We start from the raw sequence: 14990 nt of genomic DNA, 5'->3' as shown, positions 1-14990 counted from the left end.
CAATCGTCACTAAACACCATTTGATCGGACGCCCTTCTTCTGAGCACCGTACGACCTGACCTAAATGACGAGATAAAAACCGCTACGAACAAGATGATTTGACTTTAAGTGACCGATAACTAGTATGGTCACAATAATCTCCACTCAAGGAAATACGATGCCTCCCCTGCGCCCCCTTTCTCTTCTGGTGAGTGCCAGCCTCATGGCAGGTTGCGCGGTCGGCCCGGATTACCAACGTGCCGCCGCGCCGCTTCCGAGCCGGTACCTGGGCCAGCCTGCGGTCGAACAGCGCTCCACGGCCGCACCGACCCTGCTGGTCAACTGGTGGGAAGGCTTCGCTGATCCCACCCTCACCGCCTTCATCCAACAAGCCCTGGAACAGAACCTGGACCTGGCGCAGGCGTCGGCGCGCGTCACCCAGGCACGGGCTGGCCTGGGCGCGGCCAGCGCCGCTTTGCTGCCCTCGGGCAACATCAGTGGCCAGGCCGCGCGCTCATACCAATCGGTCGAGACCCCGCTCGGCCAGGTGCTGGACTCGACGCCCGGCTACGACCGATACGGAAACTTCTACGAGCTCAATTTCGGTGCCAGCTGGGAGATAGATGCCTTCGGCGGCCTGCGCCGCGGGCGCGAGGCGGCGTTGGCCGAATACCAGGCGTCTGAGGCCGGTGCCGTCGCCACGCGCCTGGCCGTTGCCGCGCAGGTCGCCGACGTCTACATCACCGTGCGGGGTTTACAGACCCGGCTCGACATCGCGAACCGCCAGGTACGGACGCAGCAGGACCTGCTGGAAAAAGTCCGATTGCTCTACAGCAAAGGCCTGGCCGCCAGCTATCAGGTCCGCCAGACCGAGGGACAATTGTCAGAGGTACAGGCCACCGTGCCGGTCTTGCAGGCCGGGTTGGACGCGGCCATGAATGCGCTGGATGTGATGCTCGGCACGCCGCCTGGCACCCATCGCCCGCAATTGGCTCAGGTGGGCGATATTCCTCTCGCCCCACCGATGGCGACGACAGGAACCCCTGCGGACCTGCTTCGACGTCGACCTGACCTCATCGTCGCCGAGCGCCGCCTGGCAGCCTCCAACGCACGCATCGGCGAGGCCGTCGCCGAGTATTATCCGAAGTTCTCCCTCAGCGCCTTGCTCGGCAGTGCCACGGCGGTGTCCGGCGGCAATCTTTTCAGCGGCGGGGCCAGCCAGTCGGCGGGTGTGCTGGGGCTGCGCTGGAGGCTCTTCGATTTCGCCCGCATCAACGCGCAGATCGAACAGGCCAAGGGCCAGGAAGCCGAAGCACTGGCGGCTTATCGCCAGTCGGTGTTGCGCGCCACCGAGGAGGTTGAAAACGCCCTCAGCGCCCTGGTGAACCGCGAAGCCCAGGCGACGACTCTTGCTCAAGGGGAAACGTCGCTGACCCAGGCTCGCGAATCGACGTTTATCGCCTACCGGAAAGGTACGGCCAGCCTGATCGATGTGCTCAATGCCGACGAGACGCTGCTGCGCACGTCCGACACCCGAGCGCAGGCGCGAACGGAATCGGCACGGGCGGCAGTCGCGGCTTTCCGGGCGCTCGGCGGTGGCTGGCAACCGCCTGAGGAAACGCCCGTGGCAACCCGGTGATCATTCCTTGAAATGGTCACTAATTGGCGATATCAGGTAAGACTATTCACTTGAGGTGCTCACCAAATCCGTGGCGAGGGAGCTTGCTCCCGCTGGGCTGCGCAGCAGCCCTTTTTCTGTGAACCTCTAGCTCAGGGCATAAGACTGCGCAGGATCAGGTTGGAAGTGAGCGTGGGCGCTTCCTCGACAAAATCGAGGTTGTACTGCAGCAGCAATGGATTGACGAACGGCCGCAGCGCCAGGTGAATGGCTTCGACGGTTTCGTCCAGCGGCGTCTTGCGCTCAAACTCGCCGAGCTCACGACCTTCCCGGACGATCTGCAGGACGAAGCTCTTGATCTGCTCGTTGTAGATTTGTGAACTGGGCCAGCGCTCCGAGGCCGAGAACGCGGCGATGTCGTAGAGCTTGCGCTCATTGAAGAACAGGTCCACGCCCGTCGCGATCACGGTCTTGACCAATCGCCGGAAACGCTCCGTCGCCGACAGCCCTTCTTCCCGGATGGCTTCTTCGACGGCCGCAACGATTTTCGACAGGCAATTGGCGCAGATAGCCTCGCCGATCGCCTGCTTGGAATCGAAGAATTTATAGATGTACGCCTTGGAAAAACCGATGGCCTTGGCCAGGTCGGAAACCGTGGTCTTGCCATAACCGTACTGGCTGAAGTGTTCATTGGCGGCCGCGACAATCTGATCGCGAATATCGTGATCGACGGGGCCGCGCGCGCTGGGTGATGCAGAGGATAGCTGGTTCATGGAGGCAGCTTACGCAACCAAAAGGATGCTGACAACTTATGACCTCTTCAGAATATGGTCACAAAAGCAATGCGGATGCTTCCAGCCAGGGCTCGCCGGCGCACGTCGGCAAACCCTGTGTTCGAGAGGCCTATCGGTTGATCGTAGCAGCTGCCTGGAAGAGGATTTTCGCGACGAAATCGATTTCCTCCTCGGTGATGACCAGCGGCGGCAGGAAGCGCACCGTTGCGCCGTGGCGTCCACCCAGTTCAACGATCAAGCCGTGCTTCAGGCAGGCTTGCTGGAAGGCCTTGGCCCGCGCCGTATCCACCGGGGGATGCCCCTGCACATCCAGCGCGCCCTGCGGATCGACGACTTCCATGCCGAGCATCAGCCCACGGCCCCGCACATCGCCGATCCAGGCGAATTCGTTCTGTAGCGCTTCCAGGTGTTTGCGCAAGCGAGCGCCCACTGTCTCGGCATGCAGCACCAGGCCTTCATCGCGGATAAAGCGCAAGGTTGCGGTGCCCGCCGCCATTGCCAATTGATTGCCGCGGAACGTACCGGCGTGGGCCCCCGGCTGCCAGACGTCCAGCGAGTCGTTGTAGACCATCACCGACAACGGCAGTCCGCCACCGATGGCTTTGGACAGGGTGATGACGTCCGGCGTGATCCCTGATTGCTCGAAGCCGAACATGCGGCCGCTGCGGGCAATCCCGCACTGGATCTCGTCGACGATCAGCGGGATGCCATGGGCCTGGGTCAATCGGCGAAGCTCTTGCAGCCAGCGGTCCGGCGCGGCAATCACTCCGCCCTCCCCCTGGATCGGCTCCAGGATCATCGCTGCTGGCGCGGTCACCCCGCTTTCCGGATCGTTGAGCAAGTGTTCGAGGTAACGCACGTTCAACGTGACCGCTTGATCGCCGGCCACCCCGAACGGGCAACGATAATCGTGCGGGAACGGCAGGCGCTGCACTCCTGGCATCAGGGCGCCGAGGGCATTTTTCGGCGACAGGTTGCCGCTGATCGCCAGCGTACCCAAGGTCATCCCATGGTAGGCCCCTTCGAACGCCAGGATCGAATGCCGTCCGGTAGCAGTGCGGGTCAGCTTGAGTGCGGCTTCGACCGCATCGGCGCCGCTCGGGCCGCAGAACTGGATGCGTGCGTTACGAGCAAACTCGCTGGGCAGGCAAGCGAAAATTTCCTGGACGAATGCGTCCTTCACCGGCGTCATCAGGTCCAGAGTGTGCATCGGCACACCGGCCGCCATGACCTGAGTGATGGCTTCGATGATTACCGGGTGGTTGTGCCCCAGCGCCAGGGTGCCGGCACCGGCCAGGCAATCGACGAACACTTGACCGCGACTGTCTTGCACGTAAATGCCATGGGCTCTTTCCAGCACCAGCGGAATGCGGCGCGGGTAACTGCGGGCATTGGATTCCTGCTGTTGCTGGCGCTCCAGCAGCGGTGTCGAATCAAGGCAATAAGGACTCGACAGACCCGTGTGCAACAGCCGTAGCTGCTGCGCGCCACCTGCTGTGACATTCGAAAAAGCACTCATGATTTCCTCCATGGAGGCTGGGTTTGGAAGGGAACGAACAGCCTGGAAACAAACATCCGGAACGTTGCAGGACAGGCGCGGGGAGATTGCCTCCCCGCGCCCATGGGTTTACATGTCGTAACGCAGGATCATCCCCACCGTGCGCGGTGCGCCAACGTCGATAATGTCGTCGCTGCGGTTGTTGGTGACGTATTCCTTGTCGAATGCGTTCTTCACGTAGGCAGAGACCGCGACGTTCTTGGTGACTTTGTATTCGGTGTTGAAGTTCACCAGCACGTAGTTATCGCTGCGGCGCTCGCCGGTGACCTTGCCGCTGGCATCGAACTCATACTCCGAAGGCGCGGTGCTCTGGTAGACAACGTCCGTACCGAATATCAGGCGATCGTCGAAGCGATAGACACCGCCCACCGAAACCTTGTATTTCGGCGATGAAAGGAACGATTCGCCGCTCATGTCCTGGCCGTCACCGGTGACGAAGTCCTTGTACTTGCTATCGGTAACGGCTCCACCGACGTTCAGCGTCAGCTGTTCGCTGATGTCTTTTTCGACGAAGACTTCCAGGCCCTTGACATCACTGCGACCGGCATTGAAGACATCAATGAAGTTGCTGCCGTTGCGCCGAACGCTGACCTGCTGGTCTTTCCAATCCGTGTAGTACAGGTTGGCGCGGGTACGCAAGGTCTTGTCGAAGAACGAGCCACGGTACGAGAGCTCGTAGTTGGTGGTGTATTCCGGATCGTAGGCCTGGTGGCCGCTACCGGAGCGCAGGTTGACACCGCCACCGCGATAACCTTTCTGCACCATGAAACCGAGGTATTGGTCCGTGGCCAGCTCATAGTCGATACCGAGTTTCGGCAGTACGGCATCAAACGACTTGTTGACTTTGGCCGGTGCAGAGAAATCATCCTGCTTGACGTCGGTGTCGTTCGTTTCGTGGTCGTAACGCAGACCGGTGATCAAGGTCCAGCGCGGTGCGAACGTCCAGTTGACTTCACCGAACACCGCCTTGTTCTCGATCGTGGTATCGCCCTTGACCGTGCCGAACAGTTCGTCATCGAACAACAAACGGTCGTGGAAGTTGTTGGTGTTACGCCCATAGTAGGCACCAACGAAACTTTTCACCGTGTCGGACGCGTAATTCAAACGCAGCTCCTGACTGAACAGGTCGCCGTCCTGTTTACGTAGAACGACCTGGTTATCAATGGCGTTCTGGTCAAAATCCAGTCGAGCGCTGTAGTCCGTACTCGTATTGGCGGTCATGCTCGTCAGCGTCCAGGCATCGTTCAGCCGGTAGTCCACCTTGGCGCTGAGGGTGTCCTGCTTGAGGTTGTCGAAGGCCTCGGTATTGGACGCGATGTCGTAATAGCTCGGCTTGCCATCGGCGCCGCGCATCGTCGAGCGGTCGCCCTGGCGATGTTCGTTATGGGCATAAGTCAGCAAGACGTCAGTGTCGTCATTGGGCAGGATCAGCAATTTACCGCGGGCGTTGCTGGTGCGATGCGGGTTGGCGTCTTTATCGAGCGTGGTGTTGCGGATGTAGCCGTCACCGTCGGAATAATCCACGGCGATACGGCCGGCGATCTTGTCATCCACAATGGCCCCGCCACCCGCCACAGCCGCGCCATGCTCACCGTAGTTGCCTACGTTGGTCTGCGCCGAGAAGCTCGGTTCGAAGGTCGGGTTCTTGGTCTGGATAACCACCGCACCGGCCAGGGAGTTACGGCCCTGAGTGGTGGATTGCGGGCCAAGGAACACCTCGACCTGTTCGGCATCCCAGAGCGGGACCGGGCTGAGGGTCAGCGCGCGGTTCGGCTGCACGGCACCGTCGACGTACACCGAGACCGCGCCGTTGAGGGTCGCCGGGCCCTGGTCATCGAAACCGGACACCGGCACGCCACGGATACCCCAGTTCTCATTGCCGGCCTGACTAAAGACGCCGGGTGTGCGGGCAAACACATCCACCAGGTCCTTGTCGCCGTGCTCACGCAGGTTCTTGTCGGTGACGACCACGACGCTGGACTGGGTCTTCTCGAGGCTGCGGTCGATCTTTTCACCGGTTACGGTGATAGGAGCGATCTCCATCTTGCCGGCTTCTTCAGCCGCCCATGCGCCGTTGCTCAGGCCGATGGCCGACCCCACAGCCAACGCAATTGTATTTTTTTTGAAGTTCACGCCCCGCTCCCCTGCGACAGATATTTTTTTTGGTTTTTGAGTCGGCCTGACGCCTGTTTGGTGCCAGCGAAGCGGAGTCTAATCGAAAAAAAAATATAAATAAACAGTATTGATAATCCCTCTCATTTGCACCTAGTATGCCGTCTTGTATTTGTTCCGATACATTACAGACGAGTCCCACACACCCGACCGCTGCGCTGTTTTTCAAGGTCTTGTGACGAGTCGAAGAAGATAAAAAGAGGATGTACAAGGATGACCTCGATCGAACACGTGGACAGGCGTTCTACGCCTGCCTCAATGGTTCCCGCGGAGGGAGGCACACAGTCTTTACCGGTGCTGGTACAGGCAGCTTCGGGTCAGTCGATCCACGATCTGGACGCCTCGATTCGCGACACTCTGCCTGATCTCCTGACGACGGTTGGAGGCGTGTTGCTTCGTGGTTTCACCGTTGCCACCCCCATCGACTTCAAGCGCTTTGCCGCCAGCTTCGGCGCGCCACTGGCCAGCTACGAATTCGGCTCCACCCCGCGCAGCAAAGTTTTCGCCGGGGTCTACAGCTCCACCGAATATCCCGCCCATCAATTCATCCCGTTGCACAACGAACAGGCCTACACCCGTCCCTGGCCGTCGCGCATCTGGTTCCACTGCATCAAGGCCAGTGAAACCGGCGGCGAGACCCCGATTGCCGATAGTCGCCTGATCTACCAGCGCATGCCCGCCGAGGTCCGCGAGCAGTTCGCCAGCCGTGAGCTGCTTTATGTACGCAACTACAGCGGCGCCTTGGACCTGCCCTGGGAAAAGGTCTTCAATACCCAGGATCGCGCCCAGGTCGAGCGCTACTGCCAGGACAACGGCATCGAGTGGGAATGGAAGACCGATGGTGACCTGCGCACCCGCCAGCGTTGCGCCGCCGTGCAGCAGCATCCCGAGACCGGTGAATGGGTCTGGTTCAACCAGGCGCACCTGTTCCATGTTTCGGCCATCGAACCCGGGGTACGAGCCAGCCTCCTGGCCGCGGTGGGCGAAGAGAACCTGCCGCGCCATGTCTATTTCGGCGACGGCTCGCCGATTGCCGACGACATGCTCGACACCGTGCGCCAGGTCTACCGCGAAACTGCGATCAGTTTCCCCTGGCAGCCCGGCGACATCCTGATGCTCGACAACCGACTGGTGGCACACGGTCGCAATCCTTTCACCGGTGACCGCAAAGTCATCGTGGCCATGGCGTGAATTGCAATGTCTTCATTCGAACACTGGATCGACGTGCTGGAAGCCAACGCCCAGCGCTTCCCTCAACGTGCCGCCCTGCATTTTCTGCTGGACGGCGTAGAGATCGGCGAAACCCTGACCTTTGCCCAACTGCACGAACAATCCCGTTCCCTGGCGGCGGCACTGCAAGCGCGTTATACGCCCGGTGACCGGGTGCTGTTGATGCTGCCCAGCAGCCTCGACTACGCCCGCGCCTTCTGTGCCTGCCTGTATGCTGGCCTGATCGCGGTGCCGTTGTTCCCACCGCCGTCGCGCAAGCCGCGTCACCTCGACCGCGTCCGCAACGTGGTGGTGGATGCCGAGCCGGCGCTGATTCTCGCCCCGGCGGACTACTGCGAAGGCTTGCTGGAACTGGTGGAGGGTCAGGTCGATGTGCTGACCGTCCAGGACTTGGGCACGCCACCGGCCAGCCAGTGGCAGCGCCCGGCCATCGACGGCTCGACCGTGGCCTTCCTGCAATACACCTCGGGCTCCACCGGCTCGCCGAAAGGCGTCGAGGTGCGTCAACGCAACCTGCTCGCCAATGTCGAGCTGATGCGCCAGGCCTACGATTTCAACGAGCACGGCGCCATGGTCAACTGGCTGCCGCTGTACCACGACATGGGTTTGATCGGCGGTATGCTGGCCCCGCTCTATAGCGGCATGCCGTGCTACCTGATAGCTTCGCAGACCTTCGTCAACGCGCCGTCGACCTGGCTGCAGGCGCTGAGTCGCTACCGCGCCAGCGCCAGTTTTGCCCCCAATTTTGCCTATGCGCTGTGCAACCGCGTGGTCAGCGACAACCTGATCGCGCAGCTCGACCTCAGCGCCTGGAAGCATGCCATCAACGGTGCCGAACCGATCCACCCCGGCACCCTCGAAGCCTTCGCCCAGCGCTTTGCCTCGTGTGGTCTGAACCCGCTGGCCATCAGCCCCGGTTATGGCCAGGCCGAAGCGACCCTGTGTGTCAGCGCCACGCCGGCCGACGCCCTGCCGGTGGTGCTACGCCTGGACAAGGCTGTGCTGGAGACTGGCCGCGTGGCGCTGGCGGCAGCCGATGCCGCTGCCGTGGAGTTCGTCGCCTGCGGTTATCCGCAAGCCTTGCACAGCATCGCCATCGTCGACCCCCAGACCTTCGAGCGCTGCGCCGCCGATCGCATCGGCGAAGTCTGGCTCCAGGGCCCGAGCAACGCCGAATCCTATTGGAACAATCCCGAGGCCACGCGCGAAGCCTTTACGGCACAGATCGTTGGTTCATCGGACCACTACCTGCGCTCCGGCGACCTGGGCTTCATGCATGAAGGCCAGGTGGTGATCTGCGGACGGCTCAAGGATCTGCTGATCCTCAATGGGCGCAACCTCTACCCCCACGACATCGAATTCGCTATTACCGACGCCGAGCCAGGCATCCGTACCGGACGCATTGCCGCCTTCTCGGAAATGGACCCGGTACTGGGGCGCGAGAAACTGGTAATCGTCGCCGAGCCGCAGCGCAAGTTCGTCGACCCGGCGCATCATCCGGCGTTGTTCGCGTCGATGCAAAACGCTGTGCGTGAAGCCGCCGACTGCGGTATCGACCAGATTGTGCTGGTACAAGCCGGCACCATTCCGATGACCACCAGTGGCAAGATCGCCCGTCAAGGCGCGCGCAAGCAACTGGCTGCGGGCACGTTGAGCATCATCGCCCGGAACGGTGGAACGCTTGCCGCTCACGGCGAGGCCCTTGACCTTGCGCAGCTCAAGCGCCTGGCGACCGAAACGTCGCAACAGGCCCTGGCAGCCTGCCGCCGATGGCTGGAACAGACGCTTCATGCGGTCAATCCGTATTTACCCGTCGACTTCGATCTCAGCCTGATCGGCCTGGGTCTGGACTCCATCGGCGTGGCCGATTTTGCCGCGCGCCTGCACAAGGACCTGGGCTGGAGCCTCGATATCCAGGACCTGTTCGGAGAAACCACCCTGGAACGGCGGGCACTGGCCCTGCAAGACTTCTTGAATGAGCCGGCGCCGACGACGGAGGCTGCGACCGGGCCGGCCGACCTCAGCCAGGGTCACCAATCGTTCGCCCAGCGTCGCCTGTGGTTCCTGCGCCAGCTGAACCCGGACGACACCCGGCACAACCTGGTATTGCACCTGCGCCTGCAGGGTCCGTTGGACATCGAGACGCTGGCCCTGCGCCTGAACGCGCTGATCGAGCGTCACGGCGTGTTGCGCACGGTGTACCGCGACGGCCTCGCGGGTCCACAGCAACAGGCGTTGCCGACCACGGCGGTAGCGCTGGTCCATCACGACTTGCGCGAACAGAATGAAGCGCAGCAACAACAGACGCTGAGCGAGCGCCTGGCCCACGAACACACCACCCCTGTCGATCTGCAAGCCGGCCCGCTGCTGCGGGCACAACTGCTCAGTCGACAAGAGCAACAGCATGACCTGCTGCTGACCCTGCACCACATCGCCTTTGATGGACGGTCGGCGCAAGTGCTGCTGGCGGAACTCGCAGGTTCGACGGACGCCGCGCTCCCGGGGCAATACCTCGATTTCGCCCGATGGGAAGCCCGGCACTGGAGCGAACAGCGGATCGCCAGCGAGCAGGACTTCTGGCGCGAACACCTGGCCGGCATGCCTCAAACCCTGGAACTGGGCGGCAACGGCCAGGCCCCGGGCGAACACAGCCTGGACTTCAACGTGCCCCAGGCCGACTGCGAACGACTCGCAGCATTGGCACGTGAGCAAGGCATGACCTTGTTCATGCTGCTGCTGGCCAGCTACCAAATGGTACTCAAGCAGCTGGGCGGCCAACAGCAGTTCCTGCTGGGCACAGACGTCAGCGGCCGGCCACTGGCCGAGCACAACGACGTCATCGGTTTCTTCGTCAACCAGCTGACCCTGCGCTGTGACTTGCGTGGCGAAGCGACCCTGGCCGGTTTTCTTGAGCAGGTTCGTGATGAAGCGCGCCTGGCCTACGCCCATCAAGGCCTGCCTTTCGACCTGGTGGTCTCGGCCCTCGCGCCGCAGCGCCGCCCCGGTCACTCGCCGCTGTTCCAGGTCAAGCTCAACTATCAACCGTCACGGGTGACCCCGGCTACCATCGCCGGCGCGCGGTTGTCCGCGCTGGACGTGGCACAGGCACCGGGAGACTTCCATTTGGTGCTCGACCTGGTGCATGGCGGCGAAGGCCTCGCGGCGACCCTCAAGTATCGCGGCGAGTACTTTGACCGGGATCGTGCCTTGCGCCTGCAACATCTGTGGACATGCCTGCTGGAACACCTGCCCACCCTGCTGGACGAGCCGTTGCCGACGCTGGCCGAGCGCATCGACGGCTGGGACCAGGCCTTTGCCCGTGAGCGGCAACAGTCCCAGGCGCTGGCCGGTCGCGGCCAGATGATGCAAGCCAAACGTCGCTCCTTGTCCCTTTAACCGAGTCGGATGCCAATTATGTCTATCGTGCCCCCATCGCCACGCGCCCTTGGCGCCGTGCGTCGCAAAGCCATGAGCGTCTCGGAACAACAATTGGTCACCGAGCATCTGCTCAGCCCGGACCACGCCCTGCCCCTGGTGATCGAGCCGGCGGTCAGCGGTGTCGATCTGGTGGCCTGGGCCGCCCGAGAACGCGAGGCGCTTGAGAAGAAACTGCTGCAGTATGGCGCCCTGCTGTTTCGCGGCTTCAATATTGCGTCCGTCGAGCAGTTCGACCAGGTGATCGCCGCTCTCTCCCCCGGGGCACTGGAATACATGTTCCGCGCCTCGCCCCGGACCCGGGTCGGCGGCAACATCTACACGTCGACCGACTACCCGGCCGACCAGATGATTTTCCCCCACAACGAACACTCCTACTCGCCGCGCTTCCCGTTGCGGCTGTTCTTCTACTGCCAAGTGCCATCCGAGACCGGTGGCGAAACACCGATCGGCTCGACCCGCGCCGTGAAAGCCAGGATCAGCCCGCAGATCGAAGCGCGGTTCCGGGAAAAAGGCGTGCTGTACGTTCGCAATTACGGTGACGGTTTTGGCTTGCCGTGGCAGACCGTATTCCAGTCCGAAGACCGCAGCGAAGTGGAAGCCTACTGCGCCAGCGTCGGCATCGAAGTGGAATGGAAAGACAACAATCGCTTGCGCACCCGCCAACGTGGGCCGGCCGTGGTGCGCCACCCGCGCACCGGCGAGGAGGTCTGGTTCAATCACGCCACTTTTTTCCATATCAGTACCCTGCCGGCGCGAATCCGCGATTCGCTGCAAAACAACTTCAACGACCTCGACCTGCCCACCAACACCTTTTATGGCGATGGCGAACCGATCGAGCCACAGGTACTGGAATCACTGCGCGCGGCCTACCTCGACTCGCTCGTGCGGTTCAGTTGGCAACAGGGGGACGTGTTGTTCATCGACAACATGCTTGCTGTGCACGGTCGTGAACCCTTTACCGGCAAGCGCGCCATCATGACCGGCATGGCTGAAGCCCTGCTGTCGAGCGACGTTGCCGTCTGACATTCAACGAGGCCACCCGCCATGCGCAGGTGGCTTGCCCGACGCACGTCCAGCAAGCCCCAGTGTCTGCGCGGTGGCCAGGCGCAAGCCCTTTTCCAGTCGAGATGAACATGAGCGGACTTCAAGGTTTTCGTATTTCCCCGCAACAGGCATCGGTTTACCCCCACATCAACGGCGCGGCGGAGCACCCGTTCAGCTGTCATTTGCAATGGTCGCTGTCGCACCCGCTGAACATCGATCTCCTGACCTGCCGCCTGCAGGCATTAGTCAACGGCAGCGAGATCCTGCGCACGCGCCTGATGCCTGTACCGGGCCTGCACCACCCGGTGCAAGTGATTGAGGAAAGCGTTTCGCTGACGGTGAATCTCCTGGACCTGAGCCAGTACAGCCGCGCCGATCAGGACGCCGCACTGGCCCGACTCGCCGATCAGCCTCGGGATTGGACAAATCCACTGAGCGTGACCCTGGTGCGCCTGTCCGATGAGCGCGAAGTGCTGGATCTTGCGGTCGCAAGCAGTCACTTGGACCTCGCCAGCTTGAGGTGGCTGGCCGTTGCGTTGCTGCAGGACACCCCCGCCGACCTTTCCGAAACCTTGCAGTACGCCGACTACGCCGAATGGCGCTGGAGTCTGGTCGAAGACGCGCCGGACCATCCGGGTGTGAGTTTCTGGAAACCCTCGGGCGATGCCGAACAGGCGACCTTGCAGCTGCCGCTCGAATCACCTCTTCAGGGCGGGTTTGCACCGGCTCGATTGGACCTGACGCTGCCGATCGGCCTCGCCCGCCACCCGGCCCTGACCCCGGACCTGCTGCTGGCGGCATGGGCAGCGATACTGGGACGGCTGGCCGGCCAGCAACAGGTGCCGCTCACCCTGATCGATGAAAGTCGCGGTGCCGAACTGCAGAACACCCTGGGTCTGTTCGAGCAGTGCCTGCCGGTAAGCATCGAACTCGATACCCAGGCAACCTTGATGGAGCAGAGCGCGAAAGTGGCCGTCACCCTGGAACGAGCGATCGGCTGGCAAGACTATTTCACCGGTAATCTCACCGCCGGCTACGCCTTTGCATGGCGCCCGGGCGATGCCAGTGAGCGCCATGCCAGCGCGCTGATGAATCCGCTGAAGGCGTGCCTGAACGTGCGCCAGTTGCCCGACAGCCTGCACGCGCAGCTGGTCTACGACCGCCATGTCCTCAGCGCCGACGCCGCAGACTGCCTCGCGGAGCAATGGCTGCAACTGTTGCAAGGCGCCTTGGCCGAACCGCAACGGGCCTGGGCCCGGTTGCCCCTGGGTGGCGCGCTGCAATCCCAGTTGATCGGCACCGGCGCGAGCGCGCCGTCCATCGAACCGGTGACGCTGGTGGAATTGATTGCCCGTCAGGTTCGCCAGCAACCAGACGCCATCGCCCTCAGCGACCAGCACGGCGATCTCAGTTACAGCCGCCTCGACGCCTGCGCCACGCAGCTGGCCCATCGACTGGTCGCCGCCGGCATCGGCCCGGGTGTGCCCGTCGGCATCCTGTTCGCCCGCAGCAATGCGGCCATTGTCGCCATGCTCGCCGTCCTGAAGGCCGGTGGCGCCTACGTGCCGGTCGACCCGTCGTATCCGGCCGAGCGCCGCGCCTACATGCTCGCCGACAGCGCCATCGCCCACATCGTGGTCAGCGCCGAACTGGCCGACAGCGTGCCGGCCAACCTGCAACGCTTCGTGCTGGAAGAGCTGACAGCCCGTGACCTCGGCGATGTGCCGGCGCTGCCGTTCCCAGATGCGAACGACCTCGCCTATCTGATCTATACCTCCGGTTCCACCGGTGCGCCGAAAGCCGTGGAAATCAGCCATGGCGCGCTGAGTTACTCGACCCAAGTGCGCATGGCAGCCTATGAGACGCCGGTTCGCGCCTACCTGCTGCTGTCGTCGTTTGCCTTCGACAGCTCGGTCGCCGGGATTTTCTGGACGCTCGCCCAAGGCGGACGCCTGGTATTGCCCGCCCCGGGTGAAGAGCTGGAAATGGCCCGTCTGGCGGAGTTGATCGCCCGTCATCAGGTCAGCCATGGACTGTCGCTGCCGTCGCTGTACCAGGCCCTGCTCGATCAATTGCAGCGCCGCCCAGACACCGCAAGCCTCGCCTGCTGGATCGTCGCCGGAGAGACTTGCCCGCCGTCGCTGATTGCGCAACACAGCAAGACCCTGCCACAGGCCCGGCTGGTGAACGAATACGGCCCTACCGAAGCGACGGTCTGGGCCACCCATGAGGTGCTGGAGCCCAGCCGCAACGTCAGCATCGGCCGCCCCATCGCCGGCATGGACCTGCGCCTGCTGAATGAATTCGACACGGCCTGCGGCATCGGCGAACCCGGTGAAATCATCCTCGCCGGCCCAACCCTGGCGCGCGGTTATCGCAACAAGCCCGAAGAAACCGCCAAGGCCTTCGTCACCCTGGCCGACGGCACTCGCGCCTACCGCACGGGCGATCTGGCGTGCTGGCTGGCCGACGGGCGGCTGGCGTTCCTGGGGCGCAAGGACCATCAGGTCAAGGTACGCGGCTACCGCATCGAGCTTGGCGAAATCGAACGCCAGTTGTGCAACCACAGCGACGTGCGTGAAGCCGCGGTGATCGTGCAGGAACATGCCGCCGGCAAGCGCCTGCTCGCCTACGTGCTCGCCGCCCACGGCTATGCACCGGATTCCGAGGCGATCAGGCGCTTCCTCGGCGAGCGCCTGCCGTCGTATATGGTGCCCGCCCTGGTGCTGACCCTGGCGAGCTTTCCACGCACGCCCAACGGCAAGCTCGACACTCGCCAGTTGCCCGACCCGGACCAGTTCGACGAAAGCGCCCACGTGGCGCCGCGCAACGCCACGGAAACCACCTTGCAAGCCATCGTTGCCAAGGTCTTGAAGCTTTCCACTGTGAGCGTCACCGACAACTTCTTCGCCATCGGCGGCGACTCGATTTTGAGCTTGCAAGTAGTGGCCCAGGCCCACGAGCAAGGCATCGCGCTCTCGGCCAAGCAAGTCTTCGAACGCCAGACCATCGCGGCCATGGCCGAGGTCGCGCAACCGCTGGATCCAAGCGCCGCCGTGCCGGAAACCGGCAGCACCGAGTTCAGCGCCTCGGGCCTCTCCGATGACGAAATGCAAGCGCTGATGGCCGAACTGGACGAGGCCGACCTGTGAGCGGT

The 14990-nt window shown here is 62.7% G+C and carries 8 protein-coding genes; 5 read left to right on the top strand and 3 right to left on the bottom strand.

Annotated features, from left to right (window positions below; translation table 11 throughout):
• Positions 1-157: 157 nt before the first annotated feature.
• Positions 158-1618, top strand: a complete 1461-nt coding sequence (locus tag M1E16_RS12075) for an efflux transporter outer membrane subunit (RefSeq protein WP_458130039.1) — start codon at positions 158-160, stop codon at positions 1616-1618.
• Positions 1619-1749: 131 nt separating this feature from the next.
• Here the strand turns inward: M1E16_RS12075 and M1E16_RS12070 are convergent, their stop codons facing one another.
• The 3 genes from M1E16_RS12070 to M1E16_RS12060 form a co-directional block, all read right to left on the bottom strand.
• On the bottom strand, positions 1750-2370 hold the full coding sequence (locus M1E16_RS12070) for a TetR/AcrR family transcriptional regulator (RefSeq protein ID WP_458130038.1): 621 nt from the start codon (positions 2368-2370) through the stop codon (positions 1750-1752).
• 130 nt (positions 2371-2500) lie between these two features.
• Positions 2501-3910, bottom strand: coding sequence for a diaminobutyrate--2-oxoglutarate transaminase (locus tag M1E16_RS12065; RefSeq protein WP_458130037.1), 1410 nt, complete (start codon positions 3908-3910; stop codon positions 2501-2503).
• A gap of 108 nt (positions 3911-4018) precedes the next feature.
• On the bottom strand, positions 4019-6082 hold the full coding sequence (locus M1E16_RS12060) for a TonB-dependent receptor (protein ID WP_458130036.1): 2064 nt from the start codon (positions 6080-6082) through the stop codon (positions 4019-4021).
• Positions 6083-6334: 252 nt separating this feature from the next.
• On the opposite strand from M1E16_RS12060, the gene M1E16_RS12055 reads away from it, so the two are divergent.
• From M1E16_RS12055 to M1E16_RS12040, 4 genes are all read left to right on the top strand, one after another.
• The gene (locus M1E16_RS12055; protein ID WP_458130035.1) at positions 6335-7312 is read left to right on the top strand and encodes a TauD/TfdA family dioxygenase; all 978 of its coding nucleotides are present in this window, start codon (positions 6335-6337) and stop codon (positions 7310-7312) included.
• A gap of 6 nt (positions 7313-7318) precedes the next feature.
• On the top strand, positions 7319-10747 hold the full coding sequence (locus tag M1E16_RS12050; RefSeq protein WP_458130034.1) for a condensation domain-containing protein: 3429 nt from the start codon (positions 7319-7321) through the stop codon (positions 10745-10747).
• Between the two features lie 18 nt (positions 10748-10765).
• The gene (locus M1E16_RS12045) at positions 10766-11812 is read left to right on the top strand and encodes a TauD/TfdA family dioxygenase (protein WP_458130033.1); all 1047 of its coding nucleotides are present in this window, start codon (positions 10766-10768) and stop codon (positions 11810-11812) included.
• Positions 11813-11922: 110 nt separating this feature from the next.
• Positions 11923-14985 (top strand): non-ribosomal peptide synthetase, encoded by a 3063-nt coding sequence (locus tag M1E16_RS12040; RefSeq protein WP_458130032.1) that lies wholly within the window; start codon positions 11923-11925, stop codon positions 14983-14985.
• Positions 14986-14990: the final 5 nt, after the last annotated feature.

Source organism: Pseudomonas sp. Z2-11 (genome assembly GCF_054161305.1).
This window is presented reverse-complemented; position numbering and strand designations above follow the sequence as displayed.